Source organism: Vibrio sp. V09_P4A23P171 (genome assembly GCF_963875615.1).
Taxonomy (GTDB): Bacteria; Pseudomonadota; Gammaproteobacteria; order Enterobacterales; family Vibrionaceae; genus Vibrio; species Vibrio anguillarum.
This window is the reverse complement of the sequence record NZ_CAWNMR010000022.1, coordinates 19,032-39,274: the sequence shown is the minus strand read 5'-3', so window position 1 is coordinate 39,274 and position 20,243 is coordinate 19,032. Positions and strand designations below refer to the sequence as shown.

Genomic DNA, 20,243 nt, shown 5'->3' with positions numbered 1-20,243 from the left:
CGCTTGCTGGAGCAACAAAGTGGTTCCTTAAGGAGGTACTTATGCTTAATAAAGAACTAGAGTCGAGTCTAAACGGCGCGTTCGCTCGAGCGCGAGACAAAAGACATGAATTCATGACCGTCGAGCACCTCCTACTTGCGTTATTAGAAAATGATGCAGCCAGAGAGGCCTTATTAGCCTGCCAAGCGGATTTGGATGCCTTACGCCAAGAGCTTGATATTTTTATTGATCAAACCACACCTCTTATTCCTGAAAGTGACGAAACACGTGAAACGCAACCTACATTGAGTTTTCAACGTGTGCTGCAACGTGCTGTATTTCATGTGCAATCCTCTGGCCGCAATGAAGTCACAGGGGCGAATGTACTGGTTGCAATCTTTAGTGAGCAGGAGTCACATGCGGCTTACCTACTGAAAAAAAATGACATCAGTCGCTTAGATATCGTCAACTACATTTCACACGGCATCACTAAAGCTTCCAGCGCAAGTGATAATTCAGCCTCTTCCGACTCTTTTAGCAGCGAATCAGCTGATGAAGTCAGTTCTGATGAACGTTTGGAAAGCTTTGCCAGCAACCTCAACCAATTGGCAAAGCAAGGGTTGATTGACCCGCTAATTGGGCGTGATAAAGAACTAGAACGAACCATTCAAGTGTTGTGTCGTCGCCGTAAAAATAATCCGCTGTTAGTGGGAGAAGCGGGAGTCGGTAAAACGGCGATTGCGGAAGGGCTGGCGTGGCGTATAGTGGAAGGCCAAGTGCCTGAAATCATTCAAAATAGCATTATTTATTCACTGGATATTGGCTCATTACTCGCTGGAACTAAGTACCGTGGCGATTTTGAAAAGCGTTTTAAAACCATTTTGAAACAGCTTGAAAAAGAGCAGGACGCGATTCTATTTATTGATGAAATTCATACCATCATCGGTGCGGGTGCCGCTTCTGGTGGTCAGGTGGATGCGGCTAACTTAATCAAACCTCTGCTTAGCAGCGGTAAATTGCGCTGCATCGGCTCAACGACTTATCAAGAGTACAACAACATCTTTGAAAAAGAGCGTGCGCTGGCTCGCCGTTTTCAAAAAATCGATGTGGTCGAGCCATCGTTGGATGACACCACTAAAATACTCATGGGTCTGAAAACAAAATACGAGGCGCACCATGATGTACGTTACACCAATAAAGCGTTACGTGCGGCCGTAGAGCTTTCTGCAAAATACATCAATGAACGTCATTTGCCAGATAAAGCGATTGATGTGATTGATGAAGCGGGTGCACGTTCAAGGTTGGCACCTGCAAGTCGCCGCAAGAAAACCGTTGGAGTGGCCGATATTGAAGCTATGGTTGCTAAAATGGCGCGTATTCCAGAAAAATCGGTCTCTTCTTCCGATAAAGACATTTTGCAGCACCTTGATAGAAAAATGAAAATGTTGGTATTTGGACAAGATGACGCTATCGATGTATTGAGTGAGGCGATCAAACTCTCACGCGCTGGCTTAGGTGCCGACAATAAACCGGTGGGTTCATTCTTGTTTGCTGGTCCAACAGGCGTGGGTAAAACGGAAGTGACAGTGCAGTTATCGAAGCTACTTGGCATTGAGCTGCTGCGTTTTGATATGTCTGAGTATGGTGAACGCCACTCAGTGAGTCGTTTAATTGGTGCTCCTCCTGGTTATGTTGGGTATGACCAAGGTGGCTTGCTAACTGATGCTGTGATTAAACATCCACATTCAGTGGTGCTACTTGATGAGATTGAGAAAGCGCACCCTGATATTTTTAACTTGTTACTTCAAGTCATGGATAACGGCACTTTAACGGATAACAATGGACGAAAAGCGGATTTCCGTAACATCATTTTGGTGATGACAACCAACGCAGGTGTTGCAGAGACAGTGAAAAAATCGATTGGTCTTATCCAACAAGACAATAGTTTTGATGCGATGTCAGAGATTAAGAAAGTATTCACACCCGAATTTCGTAACCGTTTAGATAACATCATCTGGTTTAATCGTTTGGATGAGCGTGTAATCCATCAAGTGGTTGATAAGTTTATTGTTGAACTACAAGCTCAACTCGATGCGAGGGGTGTATCGTTAGAGGTTTCTGAGGATGCTCGTCATTGGCTTGCTGTGAAAGGCTACGATATTGAGATGGGTGCTCGTCCAATGGGCCGCGTGATTCAGGATAAGCTGAAAAAGCCATTAGCGAATGAGTTGTTGTTTGGCTCGTTGGTCGATGGTGGCACAGTGAAAGTGGATTTAGATGGCGAAGAGCTTAAGTTTAAGTACATTGGTTCTCGTGAAGAAGCGGTTCACTAATCGGTAATCCCGATGCTTATCACCTAATAACAAAAGCACGCTGAGGCGTGCTTTCTTCTATGCATTGCATTTAATCCAGTTCTATAAGTAACAAAAAACGGAGCATTTAGCTCCGTTTTTTGTTGCGTTCGAAAATCAGAGATTAACGAGCACGGAAGACGATGCGGCCTTTAGTTAGGTCGTATGGAGTCATCTCTACAGTTACTTTGTCACCAGTAAGAATACGAATGTAGTTCTTACGCATTTTACCAGAGATGTGAGCTGTTACTACGTGGCCGTTTTCTAGCTCAACACGGAACATTGTGTTTGGAAGAGTATCAAGGACAGTGCCTTGCATCTCAATTACGTCTTCTTTAGCCATTTAATCCTCTTTAGAAACTTGGCGATTTTTAACGGACGCATTCTGCCGCTAAAAGATAAATATGTAAAGTTGGGGCGTATTCTACCCTTGCCAACGTTGATTTACTAGCTTTTGATGGTGCTCAAAGCGTACTTTGTAGTTCATTGCTGGGCATTCATCAATTTGATAACCCAAATATAACCATTGTTTCTGTGTGGCTTGGCAATATTGCAGTTGAAATAAAACGCCAAGTGTCCCGAGTGACAGATCTGACTCTGGATCATAAAAGGTATAAAAGGCGCTGGCACTGTTTTGTAAAATATCCGTCACCGCAATCGCGACCAGTTGTCCGTTTTGATAAATATGCAGGTATTGAGTATCTAGCCAACGACAAGCGGAAAAGGTTGCAAACTCCTGCTCGTTGGGAGGGTACATGCTGCCCTCTTTATGTCGCGCTTCAATATAGCGGGCATAGAGTGCAAACCAACCCGAATCCATGGTTGGTTTCAACTGCCACTGAAAAGCGTGTGCCTTTTTGAGTAACCGCTTTTGACTGGTTGATAGCTTGACTTGGTCAACAAAAACACGCAATGCTTGGCAGGAGTTGCAATTGTCACAGTGAGGTTTGTAAATGGTATCCCCACTGCGTCGAAAACCATTTGCGAGTAGAATTTCATAATTCTCAGGCGATTGCATGGCGGAATCTAAAGTCACAGCGACACGTTCTTGCCTATCTTTTAAATAGCTACAAGGGTGGTTATTGGTTAAACCGATGCGTATTTGCTGTAAATCTGAGCTCATGGTTATCCTTCATTAGGCAAGGTGATCCACTGGGGTGTAAAGCAGCGCTCATCGACAGAGCTATCTCTAAAAGATAGCAAGGATTTGAGAAAATCGTCGCGCTCTAATTCGAAAGCTCCCAATGATGCCAGATGCGGATTCATCACCTGACAATCAATCAACTGTCCACCGTGTGATTGAAAATGCTGGCAAAAATACCAAAGCGCAATTTTTGATGCATTGGCTTTGATACTAAACATCGACTCACCGCAAAACATTTGGCCCATTTGTATGCCATAGAGCCCGCCGATCAATTTATCTTCCTGCCACACCTCAACCGAATGACAACGGCCAGAAGCCGCAAGGGCGAGGTAGGCGCTGCGCATCTCTTCATTTAGCCAAGTTTGATCTGCGGATCTTACGTTGGCGCAACTTGTAATTACCTCTTTAGTTGCATGGTTAAGGCTTATTTTATATTGATGTTTTCGCTGGAATTTTTTAACGCTTTTAGCTGGAGAAAAAGTTTGTGGGTTAAACACAGCTCGCGGAGCGGGGCTCCACCAAAGAATAGGCTCTTGTGGGCCATACCAAGGAAAAATTCCGTGTCGATAAGCATTATAAATACGTTCTGGTTGTAAATCCCCACCAAACGCGAGCAGTCCATTTGGCTCTTCTAGCGCCTCATCAGCGGAAGGAAAAGAGAAATCATCAAGCGCAAGTTGAGGAAGGTAAATAGTCATGTTCGATCCGATCTGGGTTAACCATCAAGATAAGGCCACGGAATGAGGATAGTAGGGATTTTTCAATAGTTTGCCAATCATTACTATCAGGCCATATTTGTACTGGAGTTCGCTTTTATTTTTAGATAGGCTGCAAGTACGAAGAATTTTCATTTTCCCAGAGCAAACAGGAGCTCTTTGGAAGATGCAAGGAAACACAACTCGAATGGAAAGCCTCACGTTACAACCAATAAAAAAAATTAATGGGCAAGTCAATTTACCCGGTTCCAAAAGTGTCTCAAACCGAGCGCTACTGCTTGCCGCTCTGGCAAGTGGTACGACTAAGCTAACGAACTTGTTAGACAGTGACGACATTCGCCACATGCTCAACGCACTAGAAAAACTTGGTGTGGAGTATCGTTTGTCAGACGACAAAACGGTGTGTGAGATAAAAGGTTTGGGTCGGCCTTTTAGCATCGAGCAATCCGTTGAGCTGTTTTTAGGTAATGCAGGGACGGCAATGCGCCCACTTGCGGCAGCATTAGTTCTTGGACAGGGTGAATTCATTTTGACTGGTGAGCCGAGGATGAAAGAGCGTCCAATCGGTCATCTCGTTACGGCGTTACGTGAAGCGGGCGCTGATATTGAGTACCTTGAAAACGAAGACTTCCCGCCGTTAAAAATTACGGCAACCGGCCTTAAAGCTGGAATCGTGGCGATTGACGGTTCAATCTCGAGTCAATTTTTGACCGCCTTTTTAATGGCTGCGCCACTGTCTTATGGTGAAATGACGATCAACATCGTCGGTGACTTGGTCTCAAAGCCCTACATTGATATCACGTTACACATCATGGCGCAGTTTGGTGTAAAAGTGATCAACCATAACTACACTCAATTTGTGATCCCAGCTGGGCAATCGTATGTTTCTCCTGGGCAGTTTTTGGTGGAAGGAGATGCATCCTCTGCTTCTTACTTCCTCGCGGCGGCGGCTATCAAAGGTGGCGAAGTAAAAGTTACTGGTATTGGTAAAAACAGTATCCAAGGAGATATTCAATTTGCCGATGCGCTAGAAAAAATGGGCGCAGTCATCGAATGGGGGAATGATTATGTCATCGCTCGTCGTGGAGAGCTTAATGCGGTTGATCTCGATTTTAATCACATTCCTGATGCGGCTATGACCATTGCGACGACCGCATTATTTGCCAAAGGCACCACAGCCATTCGCAACGTATATAATTGGCGTGTTAAAGAAACCGATCGTTTAGCCGCAATGGCGACGGAACTGCGTAAAGTGGGTGCAGAGGTTGAGGAAGGGGATGATTACATTATCATCACACCACCAACGTCATTACAGCATGCGGCAATCGACACTTATGACGATCATCGAATGGCGATGTGTTTTTCGCTGGTTGCACTGAGCGATACCGCAGTGACGATTAATGATCCTAAATGTACTTCGAAAACGTTTCCTGATTATTTTGAACAGCTTGCGCAACTAAGCCACTAGGTATTGAGCCTTTAAACCCAATAATGAAAAGCCTCGAATGAGGCTTTTTTTCATCAAGAATTACGATTGAACGAGAGTGAATTGCTTTGATAAATGCAAGGCAAGGTACTTGAACATGTTAAATACCGCAGTGGTATTAGGTGTTGGCAGCCCCTTGTCGTCTAAAAAGTAGTTGCCTTTAAAAACTAATACATCCTCTTTTTCTTCAACGCTATCGGCGCGCATGCCAACGATATAAGCGTCATGTTCTTGAATGATTTGGTTTGCAATAAGTAGCAAATCAAATTCAGTAATAGATTGTTTTTCGCTCATCTTTTACGATCCTATGAGTAGATGTGCGAGGATAGTGCCGTAAAAGGGTAGGTAATTTCAATGATTTCAAATAGAATTCGGCGCAAAATTCGATGGAGTGGATTCTCAAGCTTTGACCAAAGAGAGAAGCCACGTCTAAGCTTAATCAAGAAAGCCGATTTTTTATGCAATGAGAATGTGTGACTTACGGCATATTTCATTGGATTTATTTCGCGAACTGATAATACTCACTTTAGTATGAGCGCCAAAGCACGTTTAGTAGAGTGCTGCAGCAATGAAAGTCAAGATCATAAGTACCACAGGATTCGATTTTAAACTTCTCAATTTAGGTTGGAAAGCTGGCGGAGAATAGACCACTGAGCTCTGGTTGCATTTTGACCAATTATTGAGTGGTTGAATTTTATTTTTAAAAAACATGTTGATCTTCTTGTTAACTGGCTCGATAGTAAAAAAAGAAGCAATAATTTAGAACGTCATGCGATTTACTTTCGCGTAATGATTAAGGGCATTTGAGTCAATTATGGGTAAATCACTCGTTATAGTGGAATCGCCAGCCAAGGCTAAAACGATCAATAAATATCTTGGTAAAGATTTTATTGTTAAGTCGAGCGTAGGGCATGTTCGTGATCTTCCAACCGCAGGTCAAAGTACCGCTAAAAAAGCAACGCCTAGTTCTTCTTCAAAGAACCTTAGCGCTGAAGAGAAAGCACGCTTGAAAAGCGAGAAAGACCGCAGTTCGTTAATTAAGAAGATGGGCATCGACCCTTATCACGGCTGGGAAGCGAATTACCAAATTTTGCCGGGTAAAGAAAAAGTAGTGGCGGAATTGCAAAAGCTTGCCAAAGATGCCGACTGCATTTATCTCGCAACCGATTTGGACCGCGAAGGAGAGGCCATCGCTTGGCACCTTCGTGAGATCATCGGTGGCGATGAACAGCGATACAAACGAGTTGTATTTAACGAAATTACTAAAAATGCAATCCAACAAGCCTTCCAAACACCGGGTGAATTGAATATCGACGGTGTAAACGCCCAACAAGCGCGTCGTTTCATGGACCGTGTGGTGGGTTTTATGGTCTCTCCATTACTTTGGAAAAAAGTGGCGCGTGGCCTGTCTGCGGGTCGCGTCCAATCGGTGGCGGTGAAATTACTTGTTGAGCGTGAGCGTGAAATTAACGCGTTTGTCCCTGAAGAGTTCTGGGATATCCATGCTGATACGAAAACGCAAGATAAAACGGATTTCCGTCTGTTGGTTGCGCAAAAAAATGATGTAGCGTTTAAACCTGTCAACGAAGCGGAAGCTAAATCAGCGGTTTCGATTTTAGAAAAAGCTTCTTACGAAGTGTGTAAACGTGAAGACCGCCCAACCAGCAGTAAACCTTCCGCTCCTTTTATCACCTCGACGTTACAGCAAGCAGCCAGTACTCGCTTGGGTTACGGAGTGAAGAAAACGATGATGCTAGCTCAGCGCTTGTATGAGGCAGGTTACATCACTTATATGCGTACCGATTCAACCAACTTAAGTGCTGAAGCGGTTGAAGCGGTTCGCAGCTATATTGGTAGTGAGTTTGGACAAGCCTACTTACCTGAGAATCCGTTAGCTTATGGAAGTAAGCAGGGCGCTCAAGAAGCGCACGAAGCGATTCGTCCATCCAGTGTGGATGTTAAAGCCGATGATTTACAAGGTATGGAAGCGGATGCTCATAAGCTATACGCGCTAATCTGGAATCAGTTTGTTGCTTGCCAAATGACGCCAGCTCAATACGATTCGACCACTGTGAGCGTGAAAGCGGCAGAATTTACCCTTAAGGCGAAAGGTCGCATCCTTAAATTTGATGGTTGGACACGAGTTCAACGTCCAATGGGTAAGAATGAAGACCAAATTTTACCTCCAGTGAAAGTGGGCGAAACGTTGTTATTGCAAACGTTAGATCCAAAACAACATTTCACTAAGCCACCGGCACGTTATACGGAAGCTGCGCTGGTAAAAGAGCTTGAAAAGCGTGGTATAGGCCGACCATCGACGTATGCTTCTATCATCTCTACCATTCAAGATCGCGGCTATGTGAAAGTGGATCAGCGACGTTTTTATGCTGAGAAAATGGGTGAAATCGTCACCGATCGTCTGGATGACAGCTTCAATGATTTGATGAACTATGACTTCACCGCGCGAATGGAAGAAAAGCTGGACCAAATTGCAGCAGGATCTGCAAATTGGAAAGGAGTCTTGGACGATTTCTTTAAAGATTTCACTGCAGATTTAGAAACCGCTGAACTGGATGAAGAACAAGGTGGTATGAAACCCAACCACATCGTGATGACCGACATTCAATGTCCGACATGTTCACGTCCAATGGGAATTCGTACAGCCTCTACAGGGGTGTTCCTTGGTTGTTCTGGTTATGCACTGCCACCTAAAGAGCGTTGTAAAACCACCATTAACCTAGGTGACGAAGAAGGCGTCATCAATGTCTTGGAAGAAGATGTTGAAACAGCTGCACTGCGCGCTAAAAAACGTTGTCCTATCTGTGAAACGGCGATGGATGCGTACCTAATCGATGACACACGTAAAATGCATGTGTGCGGGAACAATCCGAACTGCGAAGGTTACGTTGTAGAATTCGGTGAGTTTAAAGTTAAAGGCTATGATGGCCCAGTTGTCGAGTGTGACAAGTGTGGGTCAAACATGGTGCTGAAAAATGGTCGTTTTGGTAAGTACATGGATTGCACCAGCGATGACTGTAAAAATACGCGTAAGATCTTAAGAAGCGGCGAAGTTGCTCCACCAAAAGAAGATCCTATCCATTTCCCAGAATTGCCTTGTGAAAACTCGGATGCGTATTTTGTACTGCGTGATGGCGCTTCAGGTCTGTTTCTTGCGGCGAGCAATTTCCCTAAATCTCGTGAGACACGTGCACCATTGGTTGAAGAATTGGCTCGTTTCAAAGAGCGCCTCGCACCAAAGTATCAATACTTAGCTGATGCGCCTACACATGATCCTGATGGTGTGGCGGCGGTTGTACGCTTTAGTCGTAAGTCAAAAGAACACTATGTACGCACTGAGATAGAGGGTAAACCCTCAGGTTGGACGGCGTTGTACGATAATGGGCGGTGGGAAATTACCGATAAGCGTAAAAACGCTAAAAAATAGCCTTTAATGTGATCAATGCGAAAAGGTAGCCTTCGGGCTACCTTTTTTTTGGCTGGAGTTTGAGCAAGTTCAACTATTCATACAATTCATAGTGAATCTATCGCCAATATTTTGACATTTGTCGAGTAAGACCGTAATGATGAACTATCCGTGAGCGGGCGGGGTGTCGGATGTTCAGAGTCTTGTACACAGGAGATAGCCTTATTGCACCAGCATGTTGTGAATTGTTCAGTCGGTTCAACAACTAAAATGGAGCTATTTGGTGTAATTAATATTTATGTCTTTAACCTAGTAAACATAGCGTCATAAATTCGTTGTATTTTTAATAAAAAGAGAGTGTATATAAAATTAAGAATGCATCAATAAAGTGAATAAAAATGATTAGTTAATACATTGTTATGTTTATATGTTACACCGAGCTGTAAATGTGAGCTAGGTTAGGAGTTAGCAAACTAAAGGGTTCAGACAAGTCAGAACAGCGTATTTAAAATTGTATTATTTCTTTAATTCGATAACGTATAAACAACCGATTGCATTTAGGGTGGTGAGGGAGTTTCATACAGCCCACTGCAAGTGGTCAATAAGGATAGCATCCATACATCCCCTGTAAATTAAGGTATGGAATGCAAATATAAGAATGAAATAAGGAGAATTAAAATGGCTGGTGTTTTAGGAATGATCCTTGCTGGTGGCGAAGGCTCGCGCTTGATGCCTTTAACGGAATCTCGTAGTAAACCTGCAGTGCCATTTGGTGGCAGTTATCGTTTAATCGATTTTGCTTTGAATAATTTTGTAAACGCGGATTTGATGCGTATCTACGTGCTTACACAATTTAAATCACAATCGTTGTATTTACATATGAAGAAAGGCTGGAACCTTTCGGGCATCACTGATCGGTTTATCGATTCAATCCCCGCACAGATGCGTGATGGCAAGCGCTGGTACGAAGGTACTGCGGATGCTATCTACCAGAATATTCGTTTTATTGAACTCTCTACCCCCGACCAAGTATGTATTTTTGGCTCTGATCATATCTATAAAATGGATATCCGCCAGATGCTCGATTTCCATAAACGTGTAGACGCAAAACTGACCGTTTCTGCGCTGAGAATGCCGCTGAAAGAAGCGTCTCAGTTTGGTGTGATTGAAGTTGATGAAGCCGGAAAAATGGTCGGTTTTGAAGAAAAACCTTGCAACCCTAAAGCGATCCCTGGGCACCCAGACCTTGCACTTGTTTCTATGGGTAACTACATATTCGATACAGATAAACTCTGTGCAGAATTGCGTCGTGATGCTGAAGATAATCACTCCAGCCATGATTTTGGCAAAGATATTATTCCTAAACTTTTCCCAGAAGGAGAGGTTTATGTCTATGATTTTTCAACCAATAAAATCAAAGGCGAAAAAGACACAACTTACTGGCGTGATGTTGGTACGATTGAGGCCTACTGGGCAGCGCACATGGATCTATTAGAGCATGATGCCGATTTCTCGTTGTATAACCGTAGCTGGCCTCTCCACACTTATTATCCACCGTTGCCACCTGCAACCTTTGTTGATTCACACGATCGTAAAGTACAGATCACCGACAGCTTGATCTCCGGCGGAAGCTACATTCAAGGTGCGAAGATTTATAAATCGGTACTAGGCTATCGCAGTAACATCGGAGCCAACACTTTAGTGAGTGAATCCGTGATCCTCGGTGATGTTAAAATTGGCGAAGGATGTACAATTAAGCGTACGATTATTGATAAAAATGTCGAAATAGCGCCAGGTACTATCATTGGTGAAGATTTAGAACTCGATAGACAACGTTTCCATGTTTCTGATGAGGGTATCGTTGTTATCGCAAAAGGAACAAAAGTTGGATTCTAGAATGGAAAAAATCGATGTTTGGTTTACCGTTTCAGAAGCTCAAGGTTTGATCAAAAGTGGTGGTTTGGCCGATGTGGCCAAAGCACTGCCTAAAGCACTGCAAGAGTTAGGTCATCAGGTAGCTATTGTGCTACCTGCTTATCGTTCTATATTGGGCATTTCAGATGCTCCTGTTGTGCTAGAAACTGAGCTTACCCATTGGCCTCATACTTCATATCTGGTCCGCCAGATGGAGCTAGATGGAGTGGCCGTGTACTTAATTGAATGTGAACAATATTTTGGCCGAGCACAAATGTATGGCGAGAATAACCAAGCGTACGCTGATAATGGCGAGCGTTTTGGTTTCTTTTCAGCAGCTAGCCTAGATGTTTTACCTAAGCTCGGTAAAAAACCACAGATTATCCATGCAAATGATTGGCATACAGGGTTGGTTCCATTTTTGTTGAAAACGCGTTACCAGCATGACGCTTATTTTTCTGATATGAAAAGCGTATTGACCGTTCACAACGCGATTTTTAAAGGTATTTTTTCTTATCATCAATTAGAGATCATCCCAGAATTGAACTTATCTGGCATGGAATTTTTACGCTACGGACACGATCACGTCAGTATGCTAAGAGCAGGGATTGCCTTTGCTGACAAAATCAATGCCGTTAGCCCTAATTATGCTTCTGAGCTGCTAACACCGCTTGGCTCTCATGGGTTAGTAGATGATTTTGTTCACCGAGCTAGAGATTTGCACGGCATCGTTAATGGGTGTGATTATAGCGAGTGGGATCCACAAAACGATGAATTTCTTCCTCTTGGCTACTGTGATGAAGCTGAATCACTTCAAGCGGGCAAACGGGCGAGTAAGCGCATGTTGCAAGAGGAGCTGCAATTACCTCAGCGTGACTTGCCTTTGTTTGGGATGGTTTGTCGACTCACCCACCAAAAAGGTTTCCACTATATTTTACCTATACTAGAGTCGTTCTTACGCAATGATGCTCAGCTCATTATTGTTGGCACAGGAGAGCCTGAAGTTGCTGTTCAGCTACATAAAATGGCGGCGAAGCATGCTGATAAATTTGCGTTTGTTGAAGCTTATAGCAATCGTTTTGCACATTTGGTTGAAGCCGGTTCTGATTTCTTCTTAATGCCTTCAGAATTTGAAGCTTGCGGTTTGAATCAGATCTACAGCATGGCTTATGGCACGCTGCCCATCGTTCGTGAAGTTGGTGGTTTAAAAGACACCGTGCGTGATTATGATAAGTTTCCTGAAGAAGCGACCGGCTTTGGTTTTCATGATCCTTCTCCAGAAGCACTGCTTATTGCAATGCAGCGAGCGATGCTGTTTTATCTTCAACATCCCGAAACTATGTTGGAGGTTCAGCAGAGGGCGATGCGACAAAATTTTAGCTGGCAGGATTCAGCGAAAGAGTACATCAAGATGTATCATCTCGCGTTTCATGACTGATGTTTTTATAACAAGTAAGGCGCTTTGGCGCCTTACTTGTTTAGCCGAACGAGCCCGCATGATTTTTTGCTATTCAGCCCCCGTTTTGTGGTAGTCTTGCGTTTCTCAAATTGAAGCTGATTAACGGTTTTGTATGTCTCATAGCCTACTTTTCCATAAGACCTACCTGCATCCCACCAGTGATGAATGGGTTGTTTTTGTGCATGGTGCAGGTGGAAGTTCATCCATCTGGTTTAAGCAAATCAAAGCGTACCGTGAGCATTTCAACCTGTTATTAGTTGATTTACGAGGTCATGGCAAGTCAAACCAACTGTTTAAAGAGTTGATGGCAAATCGTTACACGTTTAAATCCGTCACTCTTGATATTCTCAAAGTGCTCGATCATTTGAAAATTCAGTCTGCTCATTTTGTTGGAATGTCACTCGGCACCATTATTGTGCGTAATCTTGCTGAAATGGCGACTGGGCGAGTTTGCTCTATGGTTTTGGGGGGAGCGATAACCCGTTTGAATGTGCGCTCTCAAGTGCTCGTAAAGTTGGGTAATTTGAGTAAACACATCATTCCTTACATGTGGCTTTATCGTCTGTTTGCTTACATTGTAATGCCACAACGCAACCAAAAAGAGTCACGCCATCTTTTTATTCGAGAAGCGAAGAAGCTGTGCCAAAAAGAGTTTAAACGCTGGTTTATGCTGACTTCCGAAGTCAATCCTCTGATGAAATGCTTCAAAGAGAAAGAGCTGCCCATTCCTACTCTTTATCTTATGGGAGAGAGAGACTATATGTTCATTCAACCCGTTAAAGACATGGTGGCAATGCATAGACAAAGTGTGTTATTAGAAATCCCAGATTGCGGCCACGTGTGCAATGTTGAACAATCTGAGATGTTTAACCGCCATTCAATTGAGTTCATCCGCCAGCATCAGACTCGTTAGTCTGAATCTAAACAACCGCAGTACCAGCAGGCTGCGGCCCATTTTCCTCGTTGCACTGTCCACAAACCCAGTTAGGTTCTTCGTTTATCTCTTCTATCTGATAGGCCAATAATTGTGCTTGAGCCTCGGCAATTTGAGTTTCATCCAACAGCCATATATAGGGCAAGGTTTCTTCTGAAAAAGGGAGCTCCCCACCTAAGCCGTATAAGTTATCGCCTCTCACTTCACAGCGAATATTGAATTGCTGTAAATACTGACAAACTATATATGCCTCTATCGGGTGGTTTGAAACACAAATTTTCATCATTATTCACTTCAGGCGGAAGTTGGGTTTTTGTTCAATCTGGCCATAATCCACTTGGTGAGAATAGGAAAAAGACCTAATAGAGCAAATGAAAGCAAAACCGAAGGAGATACAATACCGGATAAGCTTTCAATTTCAGCTAGTTGAGTACCAGCATTCAGATAAACGGCAGTGCCGGGCAGCATACCGAGTTGGCTAATCAGGTAAAAGCGAGCGGTTGATATGGGTGTTAGGCCCATTAATAAATTAATCAAGAAAAAAGGGAAAACCGGAATTAAGCGCAGTGAGAATAGATAAAATGCCCCATCTTTTGCAACGCCTTGATTAATCGTTTGCAGCTTTTGACCAAATTTTGTTTGAATCCATTCACGCAGTAAGAAACGGCTACTCAAAAAGGCGATAGTTGCGCCTATGGTGCTGGCAAAGGAGACAAGCAGTAAGCTAGTCCAAAAACCAAACAGCGCAGCGCCCAGTAACGTGACGACCGCCGCTCCTGGGATAGAGAAAGCGGTGAGCACAATATAGAGTGAGAAATAGATCAAAGCAGCGCTGATCACGTTTTGGCTAATGTATTCGTTTAATAGCATTTGCTGTGCTTTGGCATTATCTAACGTTAGATAGTGGCCAAAATTTACAATCAAAAAGATAATAAAGGCAAATAAAGCCAAGCCTAAGAGAAGTTTTTTATTCATGGTATTCCTCAAAACGACATATTTTACTAGATATAGTGAAGAAGACAGAGGAAGTCGAATTTATATTTCAAAACGGGATTAAAAAAACGCCCGCATGGTGATACGAGCGCATTTGATTATTTAATCGAGAGATTTATTTACTCTGAAGTTAAAGGCTTTTAGCTAATTCATCGCGTCGAGATTGTGGGATAACCGACCAATGCTTGCCTTCAATCGCACCTTCAAGGGCCCATAGCAATTCAAGACTGATTGAAGAAGAATGGGTTTGCTGAATCGCTTTATAGGCTTCCAAAGCCCCCTTTGTATGCAAATCCGTTACTGATTCTATCCCTGCTTTCTTAAGCATACGTTCGGTGGCGAGTCGAAGGTTCGGGAGATCTTTTAGGCGTTCTGGCTTCGTTTGGGCTTGAACTTCTCGTTCTTGTTTGGCGATTTCGAGTGCGACAGCAGCATCTCGTAAAATGAGCGAAGGGTTTTCCCAACAATTGTCAGGTAATGCGAAGTATTTTGTGACGACAGGGAACCCACGTTTTTTATAGATATAGGGCTCATAACCTTGCTCTTTAAAGCGAGAGGTTGATAGATCGTCTGCGCGAATATGAAGTTTATCGTTTACGACCAAAGCAAACATGGTGTCATCGACAAAAATGCCGAAGCCGCCAAACATTGAACGAGACTTAACGCGTCCAAGTTGTTCGAAGAGTCGCATTGAATCTTTAAGTACTGGTTTATCCATGCTGTAAATTCTCGGTGTATGGGAAAAACGCCACCAAAATCAGGTCCGAGAGATTAGCAAACTTATGCAGAAAGAGTGTCAGTAAGGGGTAAACTTAACGTTTGCATATTTGCCATCGGCAACCCCGCTACCTACCGAATAGTCGGTTTAGGCCGGAGGCTTTGCGTCCCATCTTTTCAAATGGTTTGCCCTGTGCGTGACTTCTAATAATAAGAATATATAAATTTTTGGATGAGCATCACGTTTATTTATTATTTGCGTGATGCTCATTCCAAATTTACCATTATTTAATACGGCGTTCTGTCTCGAATATAGGAAAATCCCTAAAATTGACATTTGTCGCTTGCTTTAAATAATGACACTATTTCGTTATGTTTTTTACTGTGTTGCGTTCAACAATTTCGGGGTGCATCTCAAACACACGACGTTCATGCTCTTTGTCTTTAATGCGTTCCAATAGGATTTCAAAGGCGTTTTTCCCTACTCGTCGTTTTGGCTGGTGAACCGTGGTTAACGGTGGCGAGAAATACTCAGCAAGTTCAATATTGTCATAACCAATAACAGACATGTCATCAGGAATACGGATGCCTTTTTGTTGCAAGCGACTCATTAAACCGAGAGCCATTGTATCGTTAAAGCAAAAAACAGCCGTTGGGCGCTTGTCCATGGCGGCGATCTTGTCGGCGGCGAGCACCGCAGTATCACACTCGAAGTTACCTTCCAAAATCCAATCTTCATGAACGGTTAGGCTTGCTTCGGCAAGAGCACGCTTAAACCCTTGAATACGCTCTTGGCACGCCGCTTTTTCGAAGTGTCCACTTAAGCAAGCAATGTCAGTATGGCCATGATCAATAAGGTATTTGGTGGCGAGATATCCGCCTTCCTCTGAGTTATCAATAATTTTATCGGCTTGAGAACTTTCAGGGCCCCAGTCCATGATCACTTTCGGAATGTCTGAATGACGATCAAGCATCTCAAGCAGTTCTTGGGTGAGGTCCGAGCACATGACCAACATACCATCGACACGTTTTTCCGCTAGCATGCGGATGTAGTCGCGTTGCTTCTCGTAAATACCGCCGGTATTGCACAAAATAAGTGTGTAGCCTTGGCGGTAGCAGTAACTTTCAACACCATCGATAACCTCAGAAAAAAATAAGTTTGTCGATTGGGTCACTAACATACCAATGGTACGGGTGGTGTTGCATTTTAAGCTGCGAGCGACTGCACTTGGTGCATAGTTAAGCTCTGATACCGCTTCCATCACTCGTTCTTGGGTTGCTTCAGCCACAAAGCGAGTTTTATTGATTACATGCGATACCGTGGTGGTTGATACGCCCGCTAAGCGTGCAACGTCTTTAATCGTAGCCATAAATTCTCTGTCCTGTCGATAACTGCTGAAAGTGATAGTCACGAAGAGCAATTCAGCGGTATTAGGCCTATCGGTGTTATATTGAAGCCTAAAAGTAGTAAAAACACAAAAACCGCCTCTAATCAGCGGTTGCATCTTAAATTCATTTTTTATCGTTTGCGGTCAAGATTCTAGTCCGCAAATGTCCATCAAGCAACGAAAAATCCACCGAATAAATCGGTCAACAGTCACAATTGACCGATTTAGTAATTGGTATTAACCAGGTTATCTCACTGGTTTGATAAATAGTCGCGGTCTAAGTGAAGAAACGCGACCAACAATTCGCTTGCGGCACCGTAAAAACCAAATTGATCAATTTGTTGGCAGCGAAGATGGAATTGTGGGATCCAAGAGAGCAAATGTTGTTCAATAAAATCACACTGCTGTGTAAAGGCTTGTTCAAGGTGTGTCTCTTGTTCAAGCTCATTGGAGCGAATGATCAAGTTACCTAAGAAATCCAGTTCAATCGCAATGTGGTCGGCGGGTTCGTTGAGTGTATCGTTGACTGCAATGTGATGGGCTGCCATCAAATCCGACATTGCTCTGGCTGGTTCGTCATTGAGCAACCCTGATTTTCCAATGTACATTGAGGCATAGGGTAGCGCGGACTCCTTATTGGATTTTAAAAAAAGATCACAGAAATCGGCTGCGAGCTCAAGCTGTGCGTCTTCTTTGTCTTGTAATCGGTTCAGTGCATCAACTAATTTATCAATGGCAGGTTTAAGTGTCGCGTTTTCTGCTAATCCTGAAAGAAATGTGCGAATAGCGGGCGTATAGTATTGCTCTAATTCATGCTCCGAAAGTTCTTTCACAAATAAACTCGAAAGCCACCAATAAATCTCGGCACGTTGTTCATTAAAAGCTTTGATGTCTTGCATGGTATTGGCTCTCCAAGGGGGTGGTTTTGCGAAAATCGTTTTTAAAAAGTAATTGATCTAAGTGTAACTAATAAAAATGAATAGCAGTCGCTAAGAAAATGAAAAAATATGAGTGATTTTTTCATTAAGTTAATGGATGTCTGGAAGGTTGTTTTGAATCAAAAAACTCTCATCTTTCTTAATTTTAAAAGTGATACGACTAGAATTATGACTATTTATGAATAGAATGGCTTTGTACAGAATCTCGAGCCGAGGTTTGAACATTTCTATAGAGTAAAGTGGTGTAAATGAGCTATCACGTATTAGTAGTTGAAGATGATGCAGTCACTCGCAGTAAGCTAGCTGGATACTTTCAAAGCGAAGGTTATATGGTAACGCAAGCGGAAAGCGGTACTCAGATGAGAGATGCTTTGAAAAACAGCGCGATAGATCTGATTATGCTAGACATTAATTTACCCGGTGAAGATGGTTTAATGTTAACGCGTGAGCTACGCAGCCAATCTGATATTGGCATCATATTAGTGACAGGGCGCACGGATAGCATTGATAAGATTGTTGGTCTTGAAATGGGGGCCGATGATTACGTAACGAAACCTTTTGAATTGCGCGAGTTGCTGGTGAGAGTGAAAAACTTGCTGTGGCGGATCTCGACCGCAAAAAACAAACTGAACGAAGAGAGCGGTGTATCTCACAATGCGAATTTAGTGCGCTTTAGCGAGTGGACCTTTGATATCCAGCGCCGAGCGCTGAGCCGTAATGGTGAGCCCGTAAAACTGACCAAAGCGGAATATGAGCTATTAGTTGCCTTGTCGTCATATCCGAATCAAGTCCTTAGCCGTGAACGTATTTTAAATATGATCAGCCATCGTGTGGATGCACCTAACGATCGAACGATTGATGTACTGATTCGACGCATGAGGGCGAAGATGGAGTTTGATCCCAAGAATCCGCAAATCTTTGTGACTGTGCACGGTGAAGGTTATATGTTCGCTGGTGATTAGCTGAGTGGTCGCGTGTGTAAAATTGGCAGTTGGGCCGTGCCTTTTTATTCCCATGATTTTTTGTAGCCGCAATTATCAAGAAAAACGGAGCACATAAGTGGCTCCGTTTTGGGTTGAATACAATTGCTAATTGCTAATTGCTATTGATGTCCAACTCTGTATCGCCATGCCCGGAGGCCCAATCACGTAAGTCTTGCCACAGCAGCCCTAACGTTTCATACCAGTAACGCTCGGTTTGTTCTAAATAACGTGCTCGAGGAGCGTATTTTTCCCAAGGTTGCTCAATATTCGTTTGCGCTAAGAAATTGGTTGGCGCAGGTATTGGGTCAATACCTGCAGAATTAAACTCTTTTAACGCTCTTTCCATATGACTGGCTGACGTTACCAAAACCAGCCTACGCTGTTGAACAAAGGCGGCGGCTTGTCGTGCTTCTTCCCAAGTATCTTTAGCTGTTTCTAGCAAAATAATATCGGATTTATTCACTCCAAGCGCGAGTGCCACCACGGCTAGCATGCGCGCATGGCTAAATTCCGACCCGCCAGAGTAGCCTGATAAAATCAACTTTGAGCCGGGGTACATACGCATGACACGTATGCCTTCGTTTAGGCGTACCAACGCAGTGCGGCTGAGTTCCGAGGTCGGTGGTATTTGGTCATCCACTACGTGGCCGCTGCCTAAAACCATCACATAATCGATGGTGCCATCAACGGGGAGAAAAGCCGAGTATTGTCTTTCCAAAGGCATTAGCATGCGCGTTGCAAAGGGTTGGAAAGAGATAAGAAATATCCCCACTAAAGAGAAGAGGACAAACATACAGCCAGTCTTACGTCTGACGGTGAACATTATGAGCATTAATCCGACAAAACCGAGGATTAGCATTGCCGGAAGAGGCATTAATAATGAGGAAATAACTTTTTTCAGCTCAAACATATACAAAATAGTCCGAAAAAACACCACTTGATAATAAAAAGGAACAAAGCCCCTTTATTCCTGCCATTCCTATGACAGAATAGCAGCACGATTCGCTATCATAACTCAAGCCACTGTGACTGAAGACCGGAATTTCGACGATATTGCCCACAAATTTGCAAAAAACATATACGGCTCTGACAAAGGTGAAATTCGTCAAGTCATTGTTTGGCAAGATCTTGAGCAACTGCTCGCTTTGTTGAGCAACCACCCAAAACCTTTGCAAGTGCTTGATGCTGGCGGCGGTTTGGCACAAATGTCACAAAAAATAGCCAAGCTGGGACACCAAATCACGCTGTGTGATTTATCCTCGGAAATGCTTCAACTTGCGGAACAAGAGATCCGCAAAAATGGTCTGCTTGAGCAGTATCGGTTGGTACATTCCCCCGTGCAATCCATCCAATCGCACCTTAGTGCGCCAGTGGATGTGTTGTTGTTTCACGCGGTGATGGAATGGTTAGCCGAGCCAAAACCCGCATTGCAGAATTTGTTAGAGCAAGTTAGGCCAGGTGGTATGGCATCAATCATGTTCTATAACCATCATGGCTTGGTGTACAAAAACGTTGTCTGTGGCAACATTCCCCATGTATTGGAGGGCATGCCGCATCGCAAGCGGTTTAAGCTCCAGCCTCAGCAAGGGCTAAAACCTGAAGAAGTGTATCAATGGATCGAAGAATCAGGATTTGAGATTTGTGGAAAATCGGGCATCCGATCATTCAGTGACTATATTGGGAATGTGAAAAATATGGGTGACTACCAATATGAAGATGTACTGGCACTCGAACAACAATTATGTAGACAAGAGCCGTACCTCTCGCTAGGTCGATACATTCATGTATGGGCGAAAAAGAAAATAGAGCAGGAATAA

18 protein-coding genes and 1 riboswitch are annotated in these 20,243 nt (G+C 43.5%); of the genes, 8 read left to right on the top strand and 10 right to left on the bottom strand.

Annotation, left to right across the window (positions count from 1 at the left end; genetic code table 11):
* The first annotated feature begins 41 nt into the window (after positions 1–41).
* A complete protein-coding gene (gene clpA, locus AACT23_RS08050) occupies positions 42–2,312 on the top strand; it encodes an ATP-dependent Clp protease ATP-binding subunit ClpA (protein ID WP_047690881.1) in 2,271 nt (756 codons plus the stop codon).
* Positions 2,313–2,454: 142 nt separating this feature from the next.
* Here clpA and infA read toward each other — a convergent pair whose 3' ends face one another.
* From infA to aat, 3 genes are all read right to left on the bottom strand, one after another.
* Positions 2,455–2,673 carry a translation initiation factor IF-1 gene (gene infA / locus AACT23_RS08045; protein ID WP_006075347.1) on the bottom strand — a complete coding sequence of 73 codons (219 nt, stop codon included), beginning with the start codon at positions 2,671–2,673 and terminating at the stop codon, positions 2,455–2,457.
* Between the two features lie 81 nt (positions 2,674–2,754).
* The gene (locus AACT23_RS08040; protein ID WP_094129370.1) at positions 2,755–3,453 is read right to left on the bottom strand and encodes an arginyltransferase; all 699 of its coding nucleotides are present in this window, start codon (positions 3,451–3,453) and stop codon (positions 2,755–2,757) included.
* A 2-nt stretch (positions 3,454–3,455) separates the two neighbouring features.
* The gene (gene aat / locus AACT23_RS08035; protein ID WP_094129367.1) at positions 3,456–4,172 is read right to left on the bottom strand and encodes a leucyl/phenylalanyl-tRNA--protein transferase; all 717 of its coding nucleotides are present in this window, start codon (positions 4,170–4,172) and stop codon (positions 3,456–3,458) included.
* A 205-nt stretch (positions 4,173–4,377) separates the two neighbouring features.
* Between aat and aroA the strand changes: the two genes are divergently transcribed.
* Positions 4,378–5,658 (top strand): 3-phosphoshikimate 1-carboxyvinyltransferase, encoded by a 1,281-nt coding sequence (aroA, locus tag AACT23_RS08030; RefSeq protein WP_094129364.1) that lies wholly within the window; start codon positions 4,378–4,380, stop codon positions 5,656–5,658.
* A 60-nt stretch (positions 5,659–5,718) separates the two neighbouring features.
* Here the strand turns inward: aroA and AACT23_RS08025 are convergent, their stop codons facing one another.
* Complete coding sequence (locus AACT23_RS08025; RefSeq protein ID WP_013857082.1) at positions 5,719–5,970, bottom strand: YciN family protein; 252 nt, start codon at positions 5,968–5,970, stop codon at positions 5,719–5,721.
* A gap of 520 nt (positions 5,971–6,490) precedes the next feature.
* Between AACT23_RS08025 and topA the strand changes: the two genes are divergently transcribed.
* The 4 genes from topA (at position 6,491) to AACT23_RS08005 (ending at position 13,386) form a co-directional block, all read left to right on the top strand.
* Entirely contained in the window at positions 6,491–9,121 is a 2,631-nt protein-coding gene (gene topA, locus AACT23_RS08020; RefSeq protein ID WP_064625008.1) for a type I DNA topoisomerase, read from the top strand.
* A 657-nt stretch (positions 9,122–9,778) separates the two neighbouring features.
* Positions 9,779–10,996, top strand: a complete 1,218-nt coding sequence (gene glgC, locus AACT23_RS08015; RefSeq protein ID WP_013857078.1) for a glucose-1-phosphate adenylyltransferase — start codon at positions 9,779–9,781, stop codon at positions 10,994–10,996.
* A 1-nt stretch (position 10,997) separates the two neighbouring features.
* Positions 10,998–12,452, top strand: a complete 1,455-nt coding sequence (gene glgA / locus AACT23_RS08010) for a glycogen synthase GlgA (protein WP_013857077.1) — start codon at positions 10,998–11,000, stop codon at positions 12,450–12,452.
* 133 nt (positions 12,453–12,585) lie between these two features.
* The gene (locus AACT23_RS08005) at positions 12,586–13,386 is read left to right on the top strand and encodes an alpha/beta fold hydrolase (RefSeq protein ID WP_017043918.1); all 801 of its coding nucleotides are present in this window, start codon (positions 12,586–12,588) and stop codon (positions 13,384–13,386) included.
* Between the two features lie 7 nt (positions 13,387–13,393).
* Here AACT23_RS08005 and AACT23_RS08000 read toward each other — a convergent pair whose 3' ends face one another.
* The 5 genes from AACT23_RS08000 to torD form a co-directional block, all read right to left on the bottom strand.
* Positions 13,394–13,693 (bottom strand): putative signal transducing protein, encoded by a 300-nt coding sequence (locus AACT23_RS08000; RefSeq protein WP_255211887.1) that lies wholly within the window; start codon positions 13,691–13,693, stop codon positions 13,394–13,396.
* Positions 13,694–13,701: 8 nt separating this feature from the next.
* The gene (locus tag AACT23_RS07995) at positions 13,702–14,382 is read right to left on the bottom strand and encodes a TVP38/TMEM64 family protein (protein ID WP_094129361.1); all 681 of its coding nucleotides are present in this window, start codon (positions 14,380–14,382) and stop codon (positions 13,702–13,704) included.
* Between the two features lie 148 nt (positions 14,383–14,530).
* Positions 14,531–15,118, bottom strand: coding sequence for a TfoX/Sxy family DNA transformation protein (locus AACT23_RS07990; RefSeq protein ID WP_013857073.1), 588 nt, complete (start codon positions 15,116–15,118; stop codon positions 14,531–14,533).
* A gap of 114 nt (positions 15,119–15,232) precedes the next feature.
* A riboswitch (cyclic di-GMP riboswitch) is annotated at positions 15,233–15,318 on the bottom strand.
* Positions 15,319–15,479: 161 nt separating this feature from the next.
* Positions 15,480–16,487 (bottom strand): HTH-type transcriptional repressor PurR, encoded by a 1,008-nt coding sequence (purR, locus tag AACT23_RS07985; protein ID WP_026028025.1) that lies wholly within the window; start codon positions 16,485–16,487, stop codon positions 15,480–15,482.
* Positions 16,488–16,756: 269 nt separating this feature from the next.
* Positions 16,757–17,404 carry a molecular chaperone TorD gene (torD, locus tag AACT23_RS07980; protein WP_013857071.1) on the bottom strand — a complete coding sequence of 216 codons (648 nt, stop codon included), beginning with the start codon at positions 17,402–17,404 and terminating at the stop codon, positions 16,757–16,759.
* Between the two features lie 287 nt (positions 17,405–17,691).
* Here torD and torR point away from each other — a divergent pair, with 287 nt between their 5' ends.
* On the top strand, positions 17,692–18,405 hold the full coding sequence (gene torR / locus AACT23_RS07975) for a two-component system response regulator TorR (protein WP_013857070.1): 714 nt from the start codon (positions 17,692–17,694) through the stop codon (positions 18,403–18,405).
* 133 nt (positions 18,406–18,538) lie between these two features.
* Here the strand turns inward: torR and elyC are convergent, their stop codons facing one another.
* Positions 18,539–19,363: an envelope biogenesis factor ElyC gene (elyC, locus tag AACT23_RS07970; protein WP_013857069.1), complete on the bottom strand. Its 825-nt coding sequence runs from the start codon at positions 19,361–19,363 to the stop codon at positions 18,539–18,541.
* A gap of 88 nt (positions 19,364–19,451) precedes the next feature.
* On the opposite strand from elyC, the gene cmoM reads away from it, so the two are divergent.
* Positions 19,452–20,243, top strand: a complete 792-nt coding sequence (gene cmoM / locus AACT23_RS07965; protein WP_017044660.1) for a tRNA uridine 5-oxyacetic acid(34) methyltransferase CmoM — start codon at positions 19,452–19,454, stop codon at positions 20,241–20,243.

Coding starts and splice junctions, on each gene's coding strand:
- clpA (WP_047690881.1), top strand. CDS start 42: ATGCTTAATAAAGAACTAGAGTCGAGTCTAAACGGCGCGTTCGCTCGA.
- infA (WP_006075347.1), bottom strand. CDS start 2,673: ATGGCTAAAGAAGACGTAATTGAGATGCAAGGCACTGTCCTTGATACT.
- AACT23_RS08040 (WP_094129370.1), bottom strand. CDS start 3,453: ATGAGCTCAGATTTACAGCAAATACGCATCGGTTTAACCAATAACCAC.
- aat (WP_094129367.1), bottom strand. CDS start 4,172: ATGACTATTTACCTTCCTCAACTTGCGCTTGATGATTTCTCTTTTCCT.
- aroA (WP_094129364.1), top strand. CDS start 4,378: ATGGAAAGCCTCACGTTACAACCAATAAAAAAAATTAATGGGCAAGTC.
- AACT23_RS08025 (WP_013857082.1), bottom strand. CDS start 5,970: ATGAGCGAAAAACAATCTATTACTGAATTTGATTTGCTACTTATTGCA.
- topA (WP_064625008.1), top strand. CDS start 6,491: ATGGGTAAATCACTCGTTATAGTGGAATCGCCAGCCAAGGCTAAAACG.
- glgC (WP_013857078.1), top strand. CDS start 9,779: ATGGCTGGTGTTTTAGGAATGATCCTTGCTGGTGGCGAAGGCTCGCGC.
- glgA (WP_013857077.1), top strand. CDS start 10,998: ATGGAAAAAATCGATGTTTGGTTTACCGTTTCAGAAGCTCAAGGTTTG.
- AACT23_RS08005 (WP_017043918.1), top strand. CDS start 12,586: ATGTCTCATAGCCTACTTTTCCATAAGACCTACCTGCATCCCACCAGT.
- AACT23_RS08000 (WP_255211887.1), bottom strand. CDS start 13,693: ATGATGAAAATTTGTGTTTCAAACCACCCGATAGAGGCATATATAGTT.
- AACT23_RS07995 (WP_094129361.1), bottom strand. CDS start 14,382: ATGAATAAAAAACTTCTCTTAGGCTTGGCTTTATTTGCCTTTATTATC.
- AACT23_RS07990 (WP_013857073.1), bottom strand. CDS start 15,118: ATGGATAAACCAGTACTTAAAGATTCAATGCGACTCTTCGAACAACTT.
- purR (WP_026028025.1), bottom strand. CDS start 16,487: ATGGCTACGATTAAAGACGTTGCACGCTTAGCGGGCGTATCAACCACC.
- torD (WP_013857071.1), bottom strand. CDS start 17,404: ATGCAAGACATCAAAGCTTTTAATGAACAACGTGCCGAGATTTATTGG.
- torR (WP_013857070.1), top strand. CDS start 17,692: ATGAGCTATCACGTATTAGTAGTTGAAGATGATGCAGTCACTCGCAGT.